This is a genomic window from Pannonibacter sp. (genome assembly GCF_051860505.1).
Lineage (GTDB): Bacteria > Pseudomonadota > Alphaproteobacteria > Rhizobiales > Stappiaceae > Pannonibacter.
This window is the reverse complement of the sequence record NZ_JBHYDX010000018.1, coordinates 1-20,316: the sequence shown is the minus strand read 5'-3', so window position 1 is coordinate 20,316 and position 20,316 is coordinate 1. Positions and strand designations below refer to the sequence as shown.

The 20,316-nt window shown below is 62.0% G+C and carries 21 protein-coding genes and 1 tRNA gene; 8 read left to right on the top strand and 14 right to left on the bottom strand.

Going from position 1 to position 20,316, the window contains the following annotated elements; genetic code table 11:
• Positions 1-59: 59 nt before the first annotated feature.
• From ACTIFE_RS13630 to ACTIFE_RS13605, 6 genes are all read right to left on the bottom strand, one after another.
• On the bottom strand, positions 60-947 hold the full coding sequence (locus ACTIFE_RS13630) for a hypothetical protein (RefSeq protein WP_439529706.1): 888 nt from the start codon (positions 945-947) through the stop codon (positions 60-62).
• A complete protein-coding gene (locus ACTIFE_RS13625) occupies positions 916-1,503 on the bottom strand; it encodes a hypothetical protein (RefSeq protein ID WP_439529705.1) in 588 nt (195 codons plus the stop codon). The genes ACTIFE_RS13630 and ACTIFE_RS13625 overlap by 32 nt, the downstream gene beginning before the upstream one ends.
• 67 nt (positions 1,504-1,570) lie before the next feature.
• The gene (locus ACTIFE_RS13620; RefSeq protein ID WP_439529704.1) at positions 1,571-2,314 is read right to left on the bottom strand and encodes a hypothetical protein; all 744 of its coding nucleotides are present in this window, start codon (positions 2,312-2,314) and stop codon (positions 1,571-1,573) included.
• A gap of 323 nt (positions 2,315-2,637) precedes the next feature.
• Complete coding sequence (locus ACTIFE_RS13615; RefSeq protein WP_106753028.1) at positions 2,638-2,862, bottom strand: RebB family R body protein; 225 nt, start codon at positions 2,860-2,862, stop codon at positions 2,638-2,640.
• Between the two features lie 48 nt (positions 2,863-2,910).
• Positions 2,911-3,513 (bottom strand): RNA polymerase sigma factor, encoded by a 603-nt coding sequence (locus ACTIFE_RS13610; protein WP_439529703.1) that lies wholly within the window; start codon positions 3,511-3,513, stop codon positions 2,911-2,913.
• A gap of 601 nt (positions 3,514-4,114) precedes the next feature.
• Positions 4,115-4,190 (bottom strand) — tRNA-Lys (locus ACTIFE_RS13605).
• A gap of 559 nt (positions 4,191-4,749) precedes the next feature.
• Between ACTIFE_RS13605 and ACTIFE_RS13600 the strand changes: the two genes are divergently transcribed.
• From ACTIFE_RS13600 to ACTIFE_RS13585, 4 genes are all read left to right on the top strand, one after another.
• Positions 4,750-6,525, top strand: coding sequence for an acetolactate synthase 3 large subunit (locus tag ACTIFE_RS13600; protein WP_439529702.1), 1,776 nt, complete (start codon positions 4,750-4,752; stop codon positions 6,523-6,525).
• Positions 6,526-6,537: 12 nt separating this feature from the next.
• Entirely contained in the window at positions 6,538-7,110 is a 573-nt protein-coding gene (gene ilvN, locus ACTIFE_RS13595; protein ID WP_439529701.1) for an acetolactate synthase small subunit, read from the top strand.
• A 256-nt stretch (positions 7,111-7,366) separates the two neighbouring features.
• Complete coding sequence (serA, locus tag ACTIFE_RS13590; RefSeq protein WP_439529700.1) at positions 7,367-8,611, top strand: phosphoglycerate dehydrogenase; 1,245 nt, start codon at positions 7,367-7,369, stop codon at positions 8,609-8,611.
• Between the two features lie 121 nt (positions 8,612-8,732).
• A complete protein-coding gene (locus tag ACTIFE_RS13585) occupies positions 8,733-9,482 on the top strand; it encodes a pyridoxine 5'-phosphate synthase (protein ID WP_439529699.1) in 750 nt (249 codons plus the stop codon).
• Positions 9,483-9,527: 45 nt separating this feature from the next.
• On the opposite strand, the gene ACTIFE_RS13580 is transcribed toward ACTIFE_RS13585, so the two are convergent.
• From ACTIFE_RS13580 to ACTIFE_RS13565, 4 genes are all read right to left on the bottom strand, one after another.
• Positions 9,528-9,896: a DUF4087 domain-containing protein gene (locus ACTIFE_RS13580; protein WP_439529698.1), complete on the bottom strand. Its 369-nt coding sequence runs from the start codon at positions 9,894-9,896 to the stop codon at positions 9,528-9,530.
• Positions 9,897-9,912: 16 nt separating this feature from the next.
• Positions 9,913-10,356 carry a hypothetical protein gene (locus ACTIFE_RS13575; protein WP_439529697.1) on the bottom strand — a complete coding sequence of 148 codons (444 nt, stop codon included), beginning with the start codon at positions 10,354-10,356 and terminating at the stop codon, positions 9,913-9,915.
• A 121-nt stretch (positions 10,357-10,477) separates the two neighbouring features.
• A complete protein-coding gene (locus ACTIFE_RS13570) occupies positions 10,478-10,828 on the bottom strand; it encodes a ribbon-helix-helix domain-containing protein (protein WP_439529696.1) in 351 nt (116 codons plus the stop codon).
• A gap of 388 nt (positions 10,829-11,216) precedes the next feature.
• Positions 11,217-11,810 carry a DJ-1/PfpI family protein gene (locus ACTIFE_RS13565; RefSeq protein WP_439529695.1) on the bottom strand — a complete coding sequence of 198 codons (594 nt, stop codon included), beginning with the start codon at positions 11,808-11,810 and terminating at the stop codon, positions 11,217-11,219.
• A 393-nt stretch (positions 11,811-12,203) separates the two neighbouring features.
• On the opposite strand from ACTIFE_RS13565, the gene ACTIFE_RS13560 reads away from it, so the two are divergent.
• Together ACTIFE_RS13560 and ilvC are read left to right on the top strand one after the other, a co-directional pair.
• Positions 12,204-12,872, top strand: a complete 669-nt coding sequence (locus tag ACTIFE_RS13560; protein ID WP_439529694.1) for a TetR/AcrR family transcriptional regulator — start codon at positions 12,204-12,206, stop codon at positions 12,870-12,872.
• 66 nt (positions 12,873-12,938) lie between these two features.
• Positions 12,939-13,958 carry a ketol-acid reductoisomerase gene (gene ilvC, locus ACTIFE_RS13555; RefSeq protein ID WP_439529693.1) on the top strand — a complete coding sequence of 340 codons (1,020 nt, stop codon included), beginning with the start codon at positions 12,939-12,941 and terminating at the stop codon, positions 13,956-13,958.
• A 72-nt stretch (positions 13,959-14,030) separates the two neighbouring features.
• Here ilvC and ACTIFE_RS13550 read toward each other — a convergent pair whose 3' ends face one another.
• From ACTIFE_RS13550 to ACTIFE_RS13540, 3 genes are read right to left on the bottom strand one after another with little or no spacing between them, the layout of a single operon-like run.
• A complete protein-coding gene (locus tag ACTIFE_RS13550; RefSeq protein WP_439529692.1) occupies positions 14,031-14,957 on the bottom strand; it encodes a D-alanyl-D-alanine carboxypeptidase family protein in 927 nt (308 codons plus the stop codon).
• A 27-nt stretch (positions 14,958-14,984) separates the two neighbouring features.
• Positions 14,985-15,746 carry an ABC transporter permease gene (locus ACTIFE_RS13545; RefSeq protein WP_439529691.1) on the bottom strand — a complete coding sequence of 254 codons (762 nt, stop codon included), beginning with the start codon at positions 15,744-15,746 and terminating at the stop codon, positions 14,985-14,987.
• Positions 15,743-16,672, bottom strand: a complete 930-nt coding sequence (locus ACTIFE_RS13540; RefSeq protein WP_439529690.1) for an ABC transporter ATP-binding protein — start codon at positions 16,670-16,672, stop codon at positions 15,743-15,745. Before ACTIFE_RS13540 ends, ACTIFE_RS13545 begins: the two co-directional genes overlap by 4 nt.
• A 228-nt stretch (positions 16,673-16,900) precedes the next feature.
• Here ACTIFE_RS13540 and ACTIFE_RS13535 point away from each other — a divergent pair, with 228 nt between their 5' ends.
• Both ACTIFE_RS13535 and drt2 read left to right on the top strand, forming a co-directional pair.
• Positions 16,901-17,806, top strand: a complete 906-nt coding sequence (locus ACTIFE_RS13535) for a pirin family protein (RefSeq protein WP_439529689.1) — start codon at positions 16,901-16,903, stop codon at positions 17,804-17,806.
• A gap of 663 nt (positions 17,807-18,469) precedes the next feature.
• The gene (drt2, locus tag ACTIFE_RS13530; protein WP_439529688.1) at positions 18,470-19,798 is read left to right on the top strand and encodes an antiviral reverse transcriptase Drt2; all 1,329 of its coding nucleotides are present in this window, start codon (positions 18,470-18,472) and stop codon (positions 19,796-19,798) included.
• 134 nt (positions 19,799-19,932) lie between these two features.
• On the opposite strand, the gene ACTIFE_RS13525 is transcribed toward drt2, so the two are convergent.
• Positions 19,933-20,316 (bottom strand): IS5 family transposase (locus tag ACTIFE_RS13525; RefSeq protein WP_439529687.1); only part of this gene is annotated, 384 nt, incomplete at its 5' end.

The window sequence follows — 20,316 nt, the reverse complement described above, 5'->3', positions numbered from 1 at the left end:
GATGTGACGTTTAAGCCTCTATTTTTATTATCTTTTTCTAAAATCAACGCGAAATGCGGCTAGCTCCGGCCGGCGCGTTTTTGCTCCAGTCGGGCAGCAAGCTGGGCCAGTAGGCCTGAGATTTTTCGGTCCACTTCCTGGGCCACGACACTGCGGACATCACCCATTTTCTGGTTCATCTGCACGGCCATGCCCCTGGGGGTTGCCTGCGGCATTGCCCCAGCCTGCGCGGCAGGTTGCCCCTGTCCGGCGGTTTGAGCCGGCTCGCTGCCCGGAGGTGCCCCGAGCCCATGCCCGAGAGTATTAGCGGCAGCCAGTGCGACAGAGGCCGAGGCAGAGAGTTGGCCGAGCAGTTCCTTGTCAGAAAGGAGCCGCAGCATCGTTTCATGCTCACTGCGCATCGAATTCGACAGTTGCGCCGCCGTATCACGGGTGGCGGCAAGGATCTTGGCCGCCGTCGCAATTCCCTGCTCGAACGCCGCGTCTGCCGCCCGCTTCTGGCGCCCGGCTTCGATCCCGGCCGCCAGGATCGCAGGCAGAGAGCGCGAAACCGCCTGATATCCCGCCTGCAACGCTGCGACCTTCAGATGATCCTGCAACAGCCGGCGCATCAGTTGATCGCCTTCAGGCACGCTGAGACCAGCTGTGGGGGCAGATCCTGCTGCCGCGGCTGCAGGATCATTCGCCGGAGCAGAAGCTGCCGCCGCAGCAGCTTGGGCGCCGGGCGGTTCACTGCCGCTGGCAGAGGCCGCCGGCGCGGGCGCAGCGGGCGGCGGGGTTTCCGGTTCAGGAGTCCCGCCAACCATCACCTCAATCTTGGGCACGGGCACTACCGGAGCGGTCACTTCGGGCGCCTCAGCAGTCGGGATCTCGACCGTCGGGGCGACGACGCTCGGCGCGACAAGTGTCGGGGTTTCAGGCGCGGAAACGATCAGCGTTTCGGACATCGCTGCTCTCCTCGGCGTTGCGGTCATCCTCTCGGGCAACATCGCGGCCAGTATCCCGGCCAGTATCGCGGCCAATATCGCGACCTGAGGCGCGTGGGTCGCTGCCGCCGACTTCCCGCTCATAGTCACGATCCGTGGGGCGGATCACGTCCCGGTCCGCCATCCGCTCACTGCCACGCGTCTCGACGCGGCCATGGCAGCCGCAGCCATGATCGCCGGTGCGGGCGACATAAACGCCGCTGACACCTGAACTGCAGGGATGACCACAGCCCCCGCCGACATGCACGGCCCTGACCTCGACATCGGGACCCGGCGCAAAACGCAGGTTGCGGGCCACCACCATCATCTGGTCCGCGCCCCAAAGCGACGCCCTTGCGCTGGCAATCTGGCTGATCACGCGCGGATACATGCAGTAGAGACGCTCCAGATCCGCTGCATCCTGTTCCTTGCCGAGATCCTCGGCCCAGCGGATGAGAAAGTCGGACAGCAGGCTGTCGAGTTCTGTGCAGATGACATTGATTTCCAGTTCCATGGTCGCCGCTCCTTCATCGGGCATGCGTGGGCCCTGCCCTGCGGAGAACACTTCGCAAGGGGGACAGAAAACTGCCGGCTAACCCCGAAACTCAGGGCGTCTTCAGATCGTTGAAAATTGTCTGGGCGGACTGGCCCGCCGTCGTGCTGACCGAGCCGTAGACCTGCACGGCCGCAGTCACCATGCTCTGGATCTCGGCGAGAAGCGGCACAGCCTCCGCCTCGCCAACAGGACCCTGTGCGGCCTTCTTGATGGCAATCGCCTGGGCTGCAACCGCAATCTGCATGATCGCATTCATGTAGCTGGCTGCGTCCTGAACCGCCTGGCCTGTGGTCTGGCCGACCATGACTTCCGGCGGCGTAACGGCCATCTTCATGCCATAGGCAAGGTTCTCGGTATTGGAGAACTGCACCGCCTGAACCACCTGCTGGTTCAGGGCAGAGGTGTTTCCGGCAGGCGGCGGCGCAGGCGGATCATCGCCAATGTCATCCCCGTCGCCATCCCCGCTCCCGACACCTCCGCCGCCGCCCGTACCGCCGCCGCCCAGACCTGCGGCTGCCTTGCCGGCGCGCGGCACCGCATTGAGCGGCTCGTCCGACGATGCGCTCAGGGACATGTTCGCTGACGGGCGCGCGGGATTTACGGATGCAGCCACCCCGTTGGCCCGCTCCGTACGATTGGAATCGGACCTGCGGTCCCTGACACCCTCGCTTGCGATATCGGGCAGCGCCTGGATGTCATCCTCACCCACCAGTGGGGCTGCAAACATGCCATGCGCGGAAGAGCCGTTCATCCCACTCTCGGCGGCCAGACTGCCGTGATCTTGAATGTTCATGTCAGACCTTCCTTGTTTGGTAGAGTTTTCCCAGTTGCCAGCGCGTGCCTCCAGCGCCCGCGCCGCCTTGCGGCTGGCGAGGTCGCGGCTGGAACCTTCCATGACATGCACCGACGGGCGCGCCGGGTTCGGTGCATCCGCTTGCCTCTCGGCACCAGGGCGATGGCGCGGTCGGTCTGGAACCCAGTCCGCCGTCCAGCCATCAGGCCAGGGCGCTGGATCCCTGCCCGGAACGGAAGCAACCAGTTGCGGTCCAGCGAAAAGCGCCTTCAGACGCTGGAGCCCGGACGTCAACCACATGACCAGCCTCCTTCTCCTCGGCGTTATTCACCAATGTCCATGATCAGCTGCACGGCTTTCGACACGACGGCAGTCATGATCTGATTCATGGCCTGCTGGCTGTGCACGGCGTTCTGGATCGAGAGCCCGGTCGCGTGGCTGCTGACCTGATACAGGCTCGCGATGGCCTGGGCGGGGGCTTCCGCTACGACCTTGACGTTGGTCTGCGTCACTGCATCCGTGATTTGCGCGTTTACGAGATCGACCATGGTGGATTTTCCTGTTCAGCTCGCGATTGCCGTATCCGATTGGACGCATCACCCCTTGCGACGTGACGGAGACGGGATCAGGGACGGTTCATCGACGGTTTCGAGCCCGGCTCGCAGCATTTGCCTGAGGTTCTGGACCCGCTTGCGCGCCAGCGCCTCCGTGATGCCAAGCTCTGTGGCAATGTCGCGGTAGCTGGTTTCATCGCAGAACCGCATCTGAAAGATCCGCCGGTGCTCATCCGGCAGGCGCTCGATCAGCCGTGTCACCCGGGCCAGCGCCTCCTGCTGCCAGAGAAGATGCTCCTGGCTCGGACGGCTGTCGGCCATGTCAGCGGTGCTGTCCTCGTAGATGTCAGCAGAAAAATCGCGAACCTGGCGCTCCGAGTTGCGCTTTCGCAACCTGGAAATGTATTCGTTTTTCAAGGCGAACAGCAGAAACGCGCGCGGTTCCCGAACCTGTGTGTCGGTCCGCTCGACGTGGCTGATCGCCTTGATCAATGTCGACGACAGAAGATCCTCGGCCTCCTCGCGATCGCCGCGCGTCAACCGCATTGCCCGGCGACGAAACACAGGGCCATCGTCAATCCAGCTCGACCAGAGGCCGCTGGCAGGCATCGTTTCCAACATCGCGCGCTTCCTGATCTCGTCCACGGACTGTCTCCCTGCGCTTCTAGCCCTTTTACAGCCTTGTGCACTGAGAGACGCTGAAGATATTCCTTCGTGACATTAGATCGGAAGATTTTTTATTCAAAGATGCATGACGTTAGGAATTTGTTAGGCATGTTATTCTGAAGAAATTCATAGAATTCCAGATCAGATGGCCAGTTATTCCTGTGAGCGAGCGACCGGGAAGATGTTGATCGGAAGGACTGCGACAAACGAAACGTGATCTACCCTGGATTGCAGACCCGCAACCGCAACACAACCCACGCATCCCTGCCTTGATACAACCTAGAAGAACAGACCAATGACACCACAAACCTTGCCGCAGGCCATGAACCTCCCCTGATGGGTTCAGATCTAGTTGCATGAGGGTTGCATAGACCGCAAATCGGCCGTGCCTGCGGGGGGGATTGCGCTCATTCGGTCGCCCAGACGGCAGGACAAAGCCGTGAGGCGCCGACCGGAGGCCAAACCCTGCCGTTCAGCGTTTCAAGGACCACAATACCAACAAGCGATGCAAACAACAAAAAAGGCGGCCTTCGCCACCTTGTCGTTCCGCTTTTAAAAGCGCTTCAGATCCTGAAGAAGATGGTGGGTGCACAAGGATTCGAACCTTGGACCGTCTGATTAAGAGTCAGATGCTCTACCAACTGAGCTATACACCCATCTCGCCGCCGGATCGAACGTGCCGTCCGCGTCGGATGAGCGGCTTATACCTACGCCCCTATCCTGTGGCAACCCCCTCTGATGAAGTTTTTATGGCAAACGACCGGTTCTGTGGGAAACCCGGCAAGTGCTTGAAGACGATAGGGAAACGAGATCACCCCCGAGCCCTGCGCAACAATCGGCAAGCTGATGCCCGATTTGCGAAACTTTCAGAATTTGAACTTGACCGCCGTTTCGGCCCCGACTAGTGTGCGGCGCAATCGCTGATGTGGCCCCGCCTGCCGGAACCCGCCAGCGAGATACGATCTCATCCCGATCGGCTCGAATGGCGGGCTGGTGAGATGGGGCTGGTGGCAGGTTGCTTGAGATGGCAAGTCTGATTCTTGTAGTAGGGACGCGCGCCACCGGAACGGTTTGATCCGTTCGGAACGGGTTGGCGCGCAGACAGGGCTCCTTCGGAGCCCTTTTTCGTTACAGCCCCAAGCAAAGCCCCCGCAAACCCGATCCACCAGTAAAACCCGAGCAAGACCCAAGGGCCAAACGCAAGGAAATGACGCGATGACACGGGAGATGACCGGAGCCGAAATGGTGCTCCAGGCGTTGAAAGACCAGGGCGTTCAACATGTCTTCGGCTATCCCGGCGGCGCTGTGCTGCCGATCTATGACGAGATCATCCAGCAGGACGAGGTTCAACACATTCTGGTGCGCCATGAGCAGGGCGCAGGCCATGCAGCCGAAGGCTATGCCCGCTCGACCGGCAAGCCCGGTGTTGTTCTCGTCACCTCGGGTCCCGGCGCGACCAATATGGTCACAGCGCTGACCGATGCGATGCTGGACTCGATCCCCCTCGTCTGTCTCACCGGCCAGGTTCCGACCCATCTGATCGGCACGGACGCCTTCCAGGAATGCGACACCGTCGGCATCACCCGCAACTGCACCAAGCACAACTGGCTGGTGCGCGACGTCAACGATCTGCCGCGCATCCTGCATGAGGCTTTCTATGTCGCAACTTCAGGCCGGCCGGGCCCGGTTGTCGTCGATATTCCGAAGGATGTGCAGTTCGCGACAGGCACCTACCAGAGCCCGACTGCAACACCAGCTGCTGCCCACAAAAGCTATCGTCCGCAGATCAAGGGCGACATCAGCGCCATCCGCCATGCAATCGAGTTGATGGCCGGCGCCAAAAGGCCCGTTTTCTACACGGGCGGCGGCGTGATCAACTCCGGCCCGAACGCCAGCCTGCTGCTGCGCGAACTGGTGCAGTTGACCGGCTTCCCGATCACCTCCACCCTGATGGGCCTCGGCGCTTATCCGGCGAGCGGCGACAACTGGCTCGGCATGCTCGGCATGCACGGCACCTACGAAGCCAACATGGCGATGCATGATTGCGACGTCATGATCTGCATCGGCGCCCGCTTCGATGACCGCATCACCGGTCGCATCGACGCCTTCGCCCCGCATGCCCGCAAGATCCACATCGACATCGACCCGTCCTCGATCAACAAGATCGTCAAGGTCGACGTGCCGATCATCGGCGATGTCGGCCATGTTCTGGAAGACCTCGTCCGCCTGTGGCGCGCTTCCGGCAACAAGGCAGATCCAGCCGCCATGAAGGCCTGGTGGGCCCAGATCAACCAGTGGCGGGCCCGCAACTGCCTTGCCTACACGCCGAACAGCGACGTCATCATGCCGCAATACGCGCTGGAGCGGCTGGCCGCCCTGACCAAGGGACGGAACACCTATGTCTCGACCGAAGTCGGCCAGCACCAGATGTGGGCCGCCCAGTATCTCGGCTTTGAATCGCCGAACCACTGGCTGACCTCCGGCGGTCTCGGCACCATGGGTTATGGCCTGCCGGCCATCCTGGGTGCTCAGGTTGCCCATCCGGATGCGCTCTGCGTCTGCGTTGCCGGCGATGCTTCTGTCCTGATGAACATGCAGGAGATGTCGACGGCGGTTCAGTTCGGCCTGCCGATCAAGATCTTCATCCTGAACAACCAGTACATGGGCATGGTGCGCCAGTGGCAGCAGTTGCTGCATGGCAACCGCCTGTCGCATTCCTATATGGAAAGCCTGCCGGACTTCGTGAAACTGGCGGATGCCTATGGCGGCGTCGGCTTCCGCGTCGACAAGCCGGCCGATCTCGATGACGCCATCCTCGAGATGATCGCGGTCGATCGCCCGGTGCTGTTCGATTGCCGCGTGGCGAACCTTGCCAACTGCTTCCCGATGATCCCGTCGGGCAAGGCCCATAATGAAATGCTGCTTCCGGATGAGGCCAACGACGAAGCCGTCGCCAACGCCATTTCCGCCGAAGGCAAGGCCCTGGTCTGAGGAGCGAGAAACATGAACGCACAGAACGTCAACGCGCCTTCGGCCTATTTCATGGCCGAAGTCAGCGACAAGACCGAGACCCACACCCTATCGCTTCTGGTTGACAACGAGCCGGGCGTGCTAGCCCGCGTCATCGGCTTGTTTTCGGGGCGCGGCTACAACATCGACAGCCTGACCGTATCGGAAACCGAACACGAGGCGCATCTCTCGCGCATCACCATCGTCACCACCGGCACGCCGATGGTGATCGAGCAGATCCGCCACCAGCTCGACCGGCTCGTTCCGGTCCACCGGGTGACGGACCTGACCGTCCAGGCGCGGCTGAACAGCATTGATGCCCCGCTTGAGCGGGAATTGGCCCTGGTGAAGGTCGCCGGAGCCGGAGAGAAGCGTCTGGAGGCCCTGCGTCTTGCAGATGCCTTCCGCGCCACGGTCATTGACGCGACGACGGAACATTTCGTCTTCGAGATCACCGGCCGCACCTCCAAGATCGAGCAGTTCATCCAGATCATGAAGCCGCTCGGCCTTGTCGAAGTCTCCCGCACCGGTGTCGCCGCTGTCCAGCGTGGGGCTGAGGGCCTTTAGGCCACATAGCCCTTTTCGCCAAACTTACCGCCCGCCTGTGTCACATCCACAGGCGGGCGTTTTCGTGACTGGCAACAGCCTGTTGCCGCCGCGCAAGCCCGTTTGCGGCATATGGTACCTCAGAACCGAAGTCCCATAGACGGAGGCAGGCAGAGGCAATATAGGAAGCTCGGATCCCGGTCGGGCCCCCTCCTGCCCCCGCCGCGCCACATCCGCACGCTGACCGCACCGGTCCCACCAGGAAGGCTAGATGCCCATGAGCAACGGTTTGTCCCGCCCGAAGAACCAGATCCGCTGGCTGCTGCTGGAAGGCATCGCCTCCACGGCCAAGGACGTTCTGGATGCCAGCGGTTACGAGAATGTCGAGCTGCTGACCAAGGCCCTCGACAAGGACGCGCTGATCGAGGCGCTGAAGGGCGTGCATGTGGTCGGCATTCGCTCGCGCACCCAACTGACCCGTGAAGTCATCGAGGCCGCCGGCACTCTGGTGGCCATCGGCTGCTTCTCGGTCGGCACCAACCAGGTCGACCTGTCGGCCGCCCGCGAGCGCGGCATTCCGGTGTTCAACGCGCCCTTCTCCAACACCCGTTCGGTCGCGGAACTGACGATTGCGGAAATCGTCATGCTGATGCGCGGCGTCTTTGAAAAATCCTCCGCAGCCCACGCGGGGCGCTGGATGAAGACGGCCACAGGCTCCCGCGAAGTACGCGGCAAGACGCTCGGCATCGTCGGCTATGGCAACATCGGCTCGCAGCTGGCGGTTCTCGCAGAAGCTGTCGGCATGACGGTGCTCTATCACGACAAGACCGACAAGCTGCGCCACGGCAATGCCATGCCGGTCGACACGCTGGACGAGTTGCTGAGCCGCTCGGATGTCGTCTCGCTGCATGTCCCCGACACCGCCGAAACGCGCAACATGATCCGGGCCGAACAGTTGGCGAAGATGAAGCCCGGCAGCTTCCTCATTAACAACGCCCGCGGCAAGGTGATCGACATCGATGCCCTGACGACGGCGCTGAAGTCCAAGCACATTGCCGGTGCCGCGATCGATGTGTTCCCGAGCGAACCCAAGGGCAATTCGGACGAGTTCATCAGCCCGCTGCGCGGCCTGCCCAACGTCATCCTGACGCCGCATGTCGGCGGCTCCACCGAAGAAGCGCAGGAGCGCATCGGCGAGGAAGTCTCCCGTCGTCTCGTTGAATATTCCGATGTCGGCTCGACAGTCGGCGCGGTCAACTTCCCGCAGGTGCAGCTGCCGCGCGGCACCGACGCCACCCGTTTCATCCAAGTGCACCGCAATGTGCCTGGCGCCATGCGCGCGCTCAACGATCTGTTCGCCCGCCACAACCTCAATATCCACGCCCAGTACATGCAGACGGTTCAGGAAACCGGCTATGTGGTGCTGGACGTCGACGGCAAGGTGGAAAACAGCGTCGAAATCCTTGAGGAAATCCGCCTGCTTCCCGGCACCGTCCGTGCCCGCCTGCTCAACCGCGTGTGATATTGCCGCATCGGCAAACACAGTGAAGCGGTTGACAGCACCGGGAAATTCGTCACGCTAGACATAGGGGGCGGTCCACAGGACTGCCCCTTCCCACCTTGCCACCCCGGATGCCCCGCCCATGACCGCCTCGCGCCTGTCCGTGAACGTGAATGCCATCGCCATGTTGCGCAATCGCCGGGACCTGCCCTGGCCGAGCGTCAGCGGCCTTGCGGCCATCGCCCTGGAGGCTGGCGCGAAAGGCATCACCGTTCATCCGCGCCCCGACGAGCGCCATATCCGCAAGACGGACGTCTTCGAGCTTGCCGAACTGATCGAGGACCGGTTTCCGCACAAGGAACTGTGCCTGGAAGGCTACCCCTCGCCTGACTTCCTCGACCTTGTCGAGAAGGCACGCCCGGATCAGGTCCTGTTCGTGCCTGATGCCCCGGACCAGCAGACCTCCGACCACGGCTGGCGCTTTGACCCGGCCAGCAAGGCGCTGCTGAAGGAAGCCATTACCGCTGCCCGCGACGCGGCAGTGACCGTTTCCCTGTTCCTGGATCCAGACCCGGCGCTGGCCGCGGAAGCCGCCGCTATCGGCGCCGAGCGGATCGAGATCTACACCGGCCCCTATGGTGGCTGCTACGACAACGAGACGGCAGCCCAGCGAGAGCTGGACAAGATCGTCGCGACAGCCGAAGCCGCCCGTGCTGCCGGCCTTGGTGTCAACGCCGGTCATGACCTCACCGTCGAAAACATCCCCGCCCTGATCAAGCGTGCGCCCTTCATCCGCGAAATGTCGATCGGACACGGTTTCACAGCCGACGCCCTGATCCACGGCTTCGCCGAAAGCGTCCGCCGCTTCCGCAAGGCGATGGGGGAGATCTGACTGAGACTGCAGACGATCCGGCCACCAGGGCCGGATCGTCCCCCATCACTCGACCGGCGGCAGGGTCTTGTCCTTGGCGCATTGGGCGAGTTTCCCCTGCTTGAACGAATAGACCGCCGTGATGTGCCTTTCGCTGCCGGAAACCTCGGTTTCGACCTTCATGCAGCCACAGGCGTAGCCATAGTTGCCGTTGACGGCCTTGTAGTCCCCGGCGGAAATGTCGCCGATGTTTTCCATGCCCAGCGCTTCCCGGTCCGAGCCTTGCGTGGCCAGGATCCAGTCGCCGTCGCGGTCGGTCAGCCACCAGTTGCCCGGCGTCGGATTGACGACCCAGCCGCAGCGGTTCTCCGGCGCGGCCTCGGCAGCCGCGAAGGCAAGGCAAAGCGGCAGGGCGGCAAAAAGCAGTCCGCGCATGTCAGCTCTCCGGCTTTCAGTTGTTGACGGACACGAGAGCCCAATGGCTCTTGCTGCAGGACTGGTTGTCACACACCGGTGCAATCCAGACCGCGCCATTGCCGATGGAGACGCCGTCTGACGAGACAAACAACTCCGTATAGTCGGCAGACGCGACCAGCTCCTTGGTCGCCTCGGTGATCAGCCGCGCATAGTTCTTCTCGAACTCCTTGGCGGATTTGACATCAAAGGATGTGCCGTTGTTGTTCACCGGCAGCGGGAAGGCGGTCAGCTTTGCGACGTCCCTGGCCGTTCCGGTCACCAAAGCCCGGCGCAGCTCGTTGAGGAACGGATCAAGCCTGGCCGCGTCGCCCAGAAGGTTCTCGACTTCGGCGTAGATCTCTTCCTCGCTCGCGGCCTGCACGGGGCCGGACAGGAGGGGAGACAGCACGACGGCAGCAGCAAGCAGGAAACGCTTCATTAGGGGGGCTCCAGACTTCAGGATGTCTGGAACCCTATCCGAGCCGCACGATAACCGCTTGGCGAAGATTGGGGGCATCGGACCGCATACACTTTGGCTTGATGTCCCCAATCAGCGCCGATCAATGCCAGCGACCGCGTTCGCCGTCGAGGATACCGTCTGCATCGAGACTGGAGATCCCCACGCCCTTGTCCGCTGGTACGTCTCCCGTCAGCTGCAAGGCCAGATAGCGGCCGCAGCATACGCGCAGGAACGAGGTGAAGTTGCCAAGGTCATGCCCGGCGTCAATGGACTCGTGATGCAGACGTGTGATCAGCTGAACCACGTTCATCCCGTCGCGTCCGGCAATTTCCTCCAGCACGGTCCAGAAGAACGCTTCCAGCCGGACGCTCGTAACCATGCCATCGATCCGCAGCGACCGCGTGGTGCTCTCCCAAAGCTGCGGGTCCGCGCTGATGAACAGCTTACACATCGGTATCCTCCCCAGGATCAAAGCCGCCCCTGTCCCTCATCAGGAACGAAGGCGGTCTCTTTGTCGAGCCGAATGCGGTACCAGGGCCCGGACTGGATCAGGCGGACGAGGCCCTAGATCTTTTCCGCCGTCATTCCGGACAAGGTGAGCGTGAGCGAACCGCAGATCCGGGATCCAGCACATCTGTGCGAGCATAAGCGAGCGCCTCACCTCGTCAGCTTCAAACCCAACGCCGATTAAGTCATGTCGCGCTTCGCGCGGCTGATGTCTGGATCCCGGCTCGGCGCTTCGCTGTCGCTCAGCTGGGCCGGGATGACGACCACATAACAACGCATGACCAACAGTCAGAGGCGCACCCAATGGCGCGCCCCTCGCCTGTTGCCTCTGCTCAGGCTGCCTGGCGGGCCGTGTCGGCAGCGGCCATGGCCGTCATGAACTGGGCAAGCCAGGCGGGATGCGCCGGCCAGGCCGGGGCGGTGACAAGATTACCGTCCGTCACCGCGCCATCGATGGCGATATCCGCATAGATGCCACCGGCCAGTTCCACTTCGGGGCGGCAGGCCGGATAGGCGGAGACAGTCCGCCCTTCGATGACGCGGGCCGCCGACAGAAGCTGAGCGCCATGGCAGATGGCCGCCACCGGCTTGTCGGCGTCGAAGAAGTGCCTGACAGCCGCCAGCACCGCAGCATCGAGACGCAGATATTCCGGCGCGCGGCCACCGGGGATCACCAGCGCGTCATAGTCTGCCGGATTGATGTCGGCGAAGGTCGCGTTGAGCGCGAAGTTGTGCCCACGCTTTTCCGTGTAGGTCTGGTCGCCCTCGAAATCATGGATCGAGGTGGCCACAGTCTGTCCGGCCTTCTTGCCCGGGCACACCGCATGCACCGTGTGGCCAACGGCCATCAGGGCCTGGAACGGCACCATGGTTTCGTAATCTTCCGTGAAATCGCCGGTGATCATCAGGATCTTCTTGGCCGCCATGCTGTCCTCCCTGGGCTGAAAGCGGTAGGCGCAAACCCTAGCAAAGCTGCAAAGCACACGGGTATTATGGCACTACTACAGCGGCCTTTTTGATCGCAAAGTCTGATGGCAACCCCTCCGTCGTCATCTCGGGCGCAGCGAAGCGAAGACCCGGGACCGGAGAGCCAAGGCGTTTCTGGCATTAACTCGCTGGAATATTGAGACCTGGGCTCGCCGGTCCCGGCTCGGCGCTTCGCTGGGCTGGGATGACGCCGATGCGATCGAGCGTCCTCAGCGATCAGAGCAAACATTTCAATGCCCCCGCGTTTCGTCGCCTACCCTCTTGACGAGCAAGCCCCTCCTCCTTAAAAGCATGAACCGTACGGTACGGTACACATTGAAGAGGAGTTCGCGGTGGCGCCCACAGCCCTACACGACAGCTTGCCGGATGAGGCCGAGGCCTTCACCCCGCGCCAGCAGGCCGTGCTGGAATGCGCGCTGAAGCTGCTCGTTGAAGGTGGCGAAAAGGCCCTGACCACGGCAGGTCTTGCCCGCAGCGCCAACTGCTCCAAGGAAAGCCTCTACAAGTGGTTCGGCGACCGCGACGGCCTGCTGGCCGCCGTTGTTTCCTACCAGGCCAGCAAGGTACATTTTGCCTCCGAAGGCGCGGCGACCGACGCGGTGACGTTCCGCAGCCACCTGACCGCCTTCGTGCACGAGCTGCTGGGCGTTCTGACCGGCGAAACCTCGCTGGCGCTCAACCGGCTGGCGATTGGTCAATCCAACCGCGAGGATGCCCGCCTTGGCCGTCTGCTGCTGCTGCGTGGCAAGTACACGATTTCCACCCGCGCCCGTGCCCTGCTCGAAGCTGGCCGGTTCCGGGGTTTCCTGAAGTTTGAAGACGCGGACGAGGCCTATCAGGTGCTCTATGGCCTGGCCGTCCGCGACCAGCATATCCGCCAGCTCCTCGGCGACAAGCCGCGCACGAAGGATCTGGATGTAGACCGTCAGGCAAGCCTGGCGGTGGACCGGTTCTACCGCCTGTTCGGCGCCGATGCGCCGCTCGCTGGCGGAGGAAAGTGAAAGACGAGGGCCATGCCGGTGCCACGGCATGACCTCTCGATCCGCAATAGGGAGAAAGGAAGACCCATGCGCGTTTATTACGATCGTGATGCTGATCTCAACCTGATCAAGTCGAAGAAAGTCGCCATCATCGGTTACGGCTCGCAGGGCCGCGCCCATGCGCTGAACCTGAAGGACAGCGGCTGCAAGGACATCGTCGTTGCCCTGCGCCCCGGCTCCACCACCGCCAAGAAGGTCGAGGCTGACGGCCTGAAGGTCATGAGCGTTGCCGAGGCTGCCGCCTGGGCCGACCTGATGATGATGGCCACTCCGGACGAGCTGCAGGCCGACATCTACAAGGACCACATCGAAGCCAACATCCGCGACGGCGCCGCCATTGCCTTCGCCCATGGCCTCAACGTCCATTTCGGCCTGATCGAGCCGAAGTCGACTGTCGACGTGCTGATGGTCGCGCCGAAGGGCCCGGGCCACACCGTGCGCGGCGAGTACGAGAAGGGCGGCGGCGTGCCGTGCCTCGTGGCCGTTCACCAGAACGCCTCGGGCAATGCCCTTGACCTCGGCCTGTCCTATGCCTGCGGCGTCGGCGGCGGCCGTTCGGGCATCATCGAGACCACCTTCAAGGAAGAGTGCGAAACCGACCTGTTCGGCGAGCAGGCCGTTCTGTGCGGCGGCCTCGTCGAGTTGATCCGCGCTGGCTTCGAGACACTGGTTGAAGCCGGCTACGCGCCGGAAATGGCCTACTTCGAGTGCCTGCACGAAGTGAAGCTCATCGTCGACCTCATCTACGAGGGCGGCATTGCCAACATGAACTACTCGATCTCCAACACCGCCGAGTGGGGCGAGTATGTCACCGGCCCGCGCATCGTCACCTCCGAGACCAAGGAAGAGATGAAGCGCGTCCTCAAGGACATCCAGACCGGCAAGTTCACCTCCGACTGGATGCAGGAGTACCGCGCTGGCGCCGCCAAGTTCAAGGCAACCCGCCGCCTGAACGACGCGCACCAGATCGAGGAAGTCGGCGCCAAGCTGCGCGGCATGATGCCGTGGATCAAGAAGGGCGCGCTGGTCGACAAGACCCGCAACTGATTGGTCTCACCCCCGTAACGCAGACGGCCCGCCATTTGGCGGGCCGTTTTCATTACTGATGGCAAAATGTGCCTACACACCGCCTGCGTAATAGCGCTCGATCAGGTCGGTCACTTCCCCGTCGCGGGCGGCCTCCGAAGCGCCCCCCATGACCACGACCATCACACGGCGACCACCGCGCTCGGCGGTGGCGACGAGATTGTAGCCGGACATCGACAGATAGCCGGTTTTCAGGCCATTCACCCCAGGCACCTTGCCGATCAGCTTGTTGGTCGCCTCGAAGACACGGCCGTCATAGGTGAAGGATGTCCGGTTGAAGTAATGCAGATACTGCGGATACCGGCTGCTGAGCGCTGCGGCGAGGCGCGCCATGTCGCGCGCGGTGGTCACCTGGCGGGGATCGCTGAGGCCTGAAGCATTGACGAAACGGGTCCGGCTCATCCCCAGCGCCTGGGCCTTGGCGGTCATGCGCGCCGCAAAGGCGATTTCAGAGCCTGCCACTGCTTCTGCCACGGCCACAGCCATGTCATTGGCCGAACGTACCGCCAGCGCCTGGACTGCGTCTTCGACCCGGATCATTGTGCCGGCCCGCACGCCGATCCGCGCCGGTGGCCGCGAGGCGGCACGGGCCGAGACCGGGATTTCGCTCATCATCGTCAGTTCGCCTCGGTCAATCGCCTCGAACAGAAGATAGAGCGTCATCATCTTGGTCAGCGATGCGGGATAGCGCGGCGCATCGGCGTTGAAACTATCGATCTCCCGCCCGCTGCCATCCAGCACCAAAACCGCCTTGGCGCGCGGCTCTGCGCTGGCTGGAGGCTGGGCAACCGGTTGGCTCGCGACAGAAGGCGCGGCCACCGAGACCGCCGTTGCCACCTGACCGCCAGGTGGCGGCACTGCCCGTTGACCTGCACCGCTGCTCTGGCAGGCGGCAAGACCTGCCGCCAGCAGCAAGGCAAAGAGGGGCTTCAAGAGCGGCTTGGCGGTGAGGACAGGCACGCGAGATCTCCGCATTTCGGCTGTGTTTCAGGATTTCAGGCGGTAGCCGGTCTTGAAGATCCAGGCCACCACGCCAAGGCTTGCGGCGAGAAACACCAGCGTCATGGCAAGACTGAGGCCGACGCTGACATCCGCCTGGCCATAGAAGCTCCAGCGGAAACCGGAGACGAGATAGACCACAGGATTGAACAGCGTCACCGTCTGCCAGAATTCCGGCAGCATGCGGATGGAATAGAACGAACCGCCAAGAAACGTCAGCGGCGTGACGATCAGCAGCGGAACGAACTGCAGCTGCTCGAAGTTCTTCGCCCAGATGCCGATGATGAAACCGAACAGCGAGAATGTCACCGCCGTGAGCACAAAGAACAGCACCATCCAGAGCGGATGCTCGATGCGCATGTCGACGAAGAGGTTTGCGGTGATGAGGATGATCACCCCGACCAGCATCGCCTTCGTCGCAGCAGCCCCAACATAGCCGACCACGATCTCGAAATAGGACGCTGGCGCCGACAGCACCTCGAAGATCGTCCCCGTGAAACGTGGAAAAAAGATGCCGAACGATGCGTTCGACAGGCTCTGCGTCAAGAGCGACAGCATGATCAGCCCCGGCACGATAAACGCGCCATAGCTGACCCCATCCACCTCCTGAATGCGCGAGCCGATCGCGGCGCCAAAGACGACGAAGTAAAGCGAGGTGGAAATGACCGGCGAGACGATGCTCTGGAACAGGGTCCGCCAGGTGCGGGCCATCTCGAAGGCGTAGATGGCGCGGATCGCATGGAGGTTCATTGGGACTGCCTCACCAGATTGACGAAAATCTTCTCAAGCGAATCCTGCCGGGTCTGCAGGTCACGGAAGTGGATGCCAGCCTCCCGGAGTTCGCTCATCAGGGCCGTGATCCCGGTCCGCTCGCCCTGACTGTCGTAGGTGTAGGTCAGTTCATCGCCACCCGGCGCCAGCATCAGGTCATACCGCGCCGCCAGGTCATCCGGCAGGCCGGTCAGCGGCTGAGCCAATTGCAACACCAGTTGCTTGCGCCCGAGCTTGCGCATCAGGGCGTCCTTGTCCTCAACCAGAATGATCTCGCCCTTGCTGATCACGCCGACACGATCGGCCATTTCCTCGGCCTCCTCGATGTAATGCGTGGTCAGGATTACAGTCACGCCGGAGGCCTTGAGCCGCCGCACCACGTCCCACATGTCGCGCCTGAGTTCCACGTCGACGCCGGCGGTCGGCTCGTCGAGGAACAGCACCTTGGGCTCATGCGCCAGGGCCTTGGCGATCAGCACACGGCGCTTCATGCCGCCCGACAGCGTCATGATACGAGAGTCGCGCTTGTCCCACAGCGACAGGTCGGTGAGGATCTGCTCCACCCGCGCCGGATCCTTCGGCAGGCCAAACAGGCCGCGGCTGAAGTTGACCGTCGCCCACACCGTCTCGAAGGACTCAGTGGTCAGTTCCTGCGGCACGAGGCCAATCAGGCGTCGGGCCGTGCGATACTCGTCCGCCCAATGGTGGCCATGCACCCGCACCACGCCGGCGCTCGCCCGGACAAGGCCGCAGACGATGGAGATCAACGTTGTCTTGCCGGCCCCATTGGGACCGAGCAGGGCAAAAAGCTCGCCGCGTTGAATGGTCAGGTCGATGGACTTGAGGGCCTGGAAGCCGCTCTCGTAGGTTTTCGAAAGCTGCTCGATCTGAAGGGCTGGTTGCATGTGGGTTCCCGTTGGTGGCGGGCTGGCGCGATCAGGAACGCGCTGGCAAGAGTGTGCCGATCATAGAGGGATCCGCCTTGGTGGAAAGCCCGGCGGTGGTAAAATCGCCCGGACAATGCCCAAAGTTTGTTTCACCAGAGTGAACACTGCGTCCGTGTCACCGCCGTTTGAGGAAGGGCGAAACCGCACTACCTTCAGGGCAACACAAGACCTGAAGGGAGACTTCCCATGTCCATCCGTCCCGTCCGCCAGATCAGCGGCACGACCCCGACCCTCGAAGGCGCTGGCGTCCGCCTCGACCGCGTCTTCGGCTTCAGTGATCCGGAACTGACCGATCCGTTCCTGATGATGGACGATTTCCGCAATGACAACCCGCGCGACTATGCCGCCGGCTTTCCCTGGCATCCGCACCGGGGCATCGAGACCATCACCTATGTTCTGGCCGGCACCGTCGACCACACCGACAGCCTCGGCAACAATGGCAGCCTCGGCGCCGGCGACGTGCAGTGGATGACCGCCGGGCGCGGCATCCTGCATCAGGAAATGCCGAAGGGCGATGCGCGCGGACGCATGCATGGCTTCCAGCTCTGGGCCAACCTGCCCTCGCAGCTGAAGATGACCGCGCCGCGCTACCAGGACGTCACGTCAAAGGACATCCCGGTGATCCAGGATGACGACGGCACCATCGTGCGCGTCATCTGCGGCGAGTTCTGGGGCAAGCGCGGCCCGGTCGACGGCATCGCCGCCGAACCGCAATATCTCGACATCACCATTCCGCCGGGCCGCGCCAAGCGCCTGCCCGTCGATACGCGCCGCCAGACCTTCGCCTATATCTTCGAAGGGGCCGGCAAATTCGCCGACGCCTCCAGGCCCTTCGGCGTGCTGTCGGAAAAGGAACTCGACAACGAGGAACTCTACATCCGCGACGAGACCGGCGACCGCACACTGGTGATCTTCGGCGCGGGCGACGAAATCGTCGTCCAGGCCGGCGAACAGGGCATGCGCTTCCTCCTCGTCTCCGGCGCCCCCATCCGCGAACCCATCGCCTGGCACGGCCCCATCGTCATGAACACCCGCGAGGAACTCATCCAGGCCGTCACCGAACTGCGCAACGGGACGTTTATCAAGGGGTGAAGGGTTGGGCAAAAATCTAGTCATGACATCGTCAGGACGATGATCTAGTCTGAGCGGGAAGAATTATGCGCCCGCAAAGGTTTGGCTGATGTCATCGCCCAGAGGAAGAGACAAGCCGTCGACGTTGACCCAGAGAGCAGATCCAGCCTGAAGCCAGTGTTGGCGATACCTGACAACTTCTTTTCGCTATTTTGACTGGATTGGAAGAACTGGAATCCGCAAAGGATGCAGAATGTTGCGCCGCGGGTGCGATGGGATCTTTGGCCTTGAGCAGGTCTGCACTACTGATGAAAGCTGCGAGGAAGTGTGCGCAAAAGCGACCGTCCAAGCAGCAATGCAATGTATCGACCGACAATACTGGCTTCTGTCGGATAAAAATTTTCGATGACGTTGCAGATTTTCACCCTGCCCCCTTGTATTCGGCTAGGGGACAACCATTTACTGCAGTGCCCCGGGGCGCAGGACCCGGATGACCAGTGTTAAGGCCCGCAAGCGCTACCCGCGCCCAAGGCCACCGGGTGGTCGTGATTTCGGTCATGGCGCATCCTTCGCACATCGTGGTTACAACATACCACACTAGGTTTTCTCGTACCGGAGGGCACTTCTGTGCCTGTTGATGGGAGCTAGGTTAAATAGCCCGGGCATTTGACGAACGGAGTCGCTATGCCCGGGTTTTACCTGCCATCCGAAGACGAGTTTGACCCATCCATCGATGATTTTGTGCTGCCCGCAATGTCGAAAGAGCGGAAGTACAAGCACTTCGACCTGCCACTGGTTGATCGCGAGTTGGAATTCGACTTTTCGCGAGAAGATAAACCGCACAGGTTCCTCCCCCTGCTCGGGTTCACCGATGTCGCGCGGCGGTTTGTCCGCTCAGCATCAGGGGACCGCGAGGAAAAGGTGAAAGAGAGACCCATCCGGTTTGCAGGCCACGAAGACGCGGCTTACCTCCAAGCCTACGCCGGGCATCTCAACGGGTTCTATGAGCGGGCGCTGGCGCAGGATGGCACCTCCGGCTCCGTTCTGGCTTACCGGCAAGGTGGCGGCACCAACATTCACCACGCCAAGGCGCTGTTCGACGAGATCAGATCGCGGGGTGACTGTGCCGTTTTCGCAATGGACATATCCGGCTTCTTCGACTCACTCGACCACCTGCTGCTCCGCGACGAGATAGCTGGGCTGCTCGGCGTGTCCCGCCTCGATGGGCATCACGCAACCGTGTGGAAAAACGTAACGCGCTATTCCTGGGTCGAGACGGCCGATCTAGACAAGCTGCTCGGACGTAAACGCAATGGCCATGGGCGGGTGTGTTCACCCGCAGACTTTTCGGAGCATGTCCGAGGCAGGAAGGGTGGCCTCATTCAAACGCATGACCAGAGTTTCGGAATCCCGCAGGGGACGCCCGTGTCCGGTCTTTATGCCAACATCTATCTCCGCACCTTTGACCGAGAGATGATCACTTGGTGTGCCCGACTGGGCGGTACCTACAGGCGATACTCGGATGACATAGCGGTCATCCTGCCATTGGGTGCGAAGGTGCAGCATGTAGTGGCCGTTGTTGAGAAAATGCTCGCCGATTTCGGCCTCGCCATGTCCGTGGGCAAGACGGACACGGCCAATTTCAAGGCTGGGTTGTTGATCTCGGCAACACCAATTCAATATCTCGGCTTCACCTTCGATGGGCAACAGACTTTAATCCGGCCATCTTCACTTGATGCTTACCGGGGCAAAATGCGCCGTGGGATTCACGCCAAGATGATCGCGGCTAAGGGAAAAGGCGTGTCTTCGCCTAACGTGTTCAAGCGGGAGAGCCTTGCCCGGTACACCCACTTGGGCAAACGGCGCAACTTCTTGCGGTACGCCTACAAGGCAGCGGAAGTCATGGGATGCCCTGAGATCCAGCAACAGGTCAGCCGACACTTCACATGGTTCAATCGTGCTTGGAAGCGCGAAGCCGATAGAGTGTTCGGTGGTCTTGTCACAACACCATAGACTGTCGAAAATCTTGGGGCAGCCTGGCCAAGCCGTACAAGTCAACCAGTGATCTGGTTCAGACTGGCATCGAATGCCTATGCCGGCTCAACCTTGATCGCAGCTACCGCCCGTTTCGCCGTTAGGCTTCAGACTCATAACCAGTAGCATACGGTTGCCGCGAGGCAGATAGACGAGAGAAAGTTCCTGGCATTTCGGTCATAGCGCGTTGCGATCCTGCGGAATTCCTTCAGCCTTCCGAACATGCGCTCGATGACGTTTCTGCCCTTGTAAAGGTATGGCGAGAAACAGTTTTTCCATTTCCGTGTTTTGCGCGGCGGAATGTTTGGCAGTGAGCCGCGTGCCTCCACGATCCGGCGTATCCGGTTACTGTCGTAGCCCTTGTCGCCGTGCAAAACACCGTTTGCGGGAACACGTGGCAAGAGCGCCTCTGCTCCGGTAAAGTCAGAGACGTTGGCTCCCGTCAGGTGGAAGGCGATTGGACGTCCCTTGTTGTCGCTCAGGGCGTGGATTTTGGT

Bases quoted from the DNA above. Each gene is read 5' to 3' on its own strand.
- ACTIFE_RS13630 (WP_439529706.1), bottom strand. From the start codon at position 947: ATGTCCGAAACGCTGATCGTTTCCGCGCCTGAAACCCCGACACTTGTC.
- ACTIFE_RS13625 (WP_439529705.1), bottom strand. From the start codon at position 1,503: ATGCCCGATGAAGGAGCGGCGACCATGGAACTGGAAATCAATGTCATC.
- ACTIFE_RS13620 (WP_439529704.1), bottom strand. From the start codon at position 2,314: ATGAACATTCAAGATCACGGCAGTCTGGCCGCCGAGAGTGGGATGAAC.
- ACTIFE_RS13615 (WP_106753028.1), bottom strand. From the start codon at position 2,862: ATGGTCGATCTCGTAAACGCGCAAATCACGGATGCAGTGACGCAGACC.
- ACTIFE_RS13600 (WP_439529702.1), top strand. From the start codon at position 4,750: ATGACACGGGAGATGACCGGAGCCGAAATGGTGCTCCAGGCGTTGAAA.
- ilvN (WP_439529701.1), top strand. From the start codon at position 6,538: ATGAACGCACAGAACGTCAACGCGCCTTCGGCCTATTTCATGGCCGAA.
- serA (WP_439529700.1), top strand. From the start codon at position 7,367: ATGAGCAACGGTTTGTCCCGCCCGAAGAACCAGATCCGCTGGCTGCTG.
- ACTIFE_RS13585 (WP_439529699.1), top strand. From the start codon at position 8,733: ATGACCGCCTCGCGCCTGTCCGTGAACGTGAATGCCATCGCCATGTTG.
- ACTIFE_RS13580 (WP_439529698.1), bottom strand. From the start codon at position 9,896: ATGCGCGGACTGCTTTTTGCCGCCCTGCCGCTTTGCCTTGCCTTCGCG.
- ACTIFE_RS13575 (WP_439529697.1), bottom strand. From the start codon at position 10,356: ATGAAGCGTTTCCTGCTTGCTGCTGCCGTCGTGCTGTCTCCCCTCCTG.
- ACTIFE_RS13570 (WP_439529696.1), bottom strand. From the start codon at position 10,828: ATGTGTAAGCTGTTCATCAGCGCGGACCCGCAGCTTTGGGAGAGCACC.
- ACTIFE_RS13565 (WP_439529695.1), bottom strand. From the start codon at position 11,810: ATGGCGGCCAAGAAGATCCTGATGATCACCGGCGATTTCACGGAAGAT.
- ilvC (WP_439529693.1), top strand. From the start codon at position 12,939: ATGCGCGTTTATTACGATCGTGATGCTGATCTCAACCTGATCAAGTCG.
- ACTIFE_RS13545 (WP_439529691.1), bottom strand. From the start codon at position 15,746: ATGAACCTCCATGCGATCCGCGCCATCTACGCCTTCGAGATGGCCCGC.
- ACTIFE_RS13540 (WP_439529690.1), bottom strand. From the start codon at position 16,672: ATGCAACCAGCCCTTCAGATCGAGCAGCTTTCGAAAACCTACGAGAGC.
- ACTIFE_RS13535 (WP_439529689.1), top strand. From the start codon at position 16,901: ATGTCCATCCGTCCCGTCCGCCAGATCAGCGGCACGACCCCGACCCTC.
- drt2 (WP_439529688.1), top strand. From the start codon at position 18,470: ATGCCCGGGTTTTACCTGCCATCCGAAGACGAGTTTGACCCATCCATC.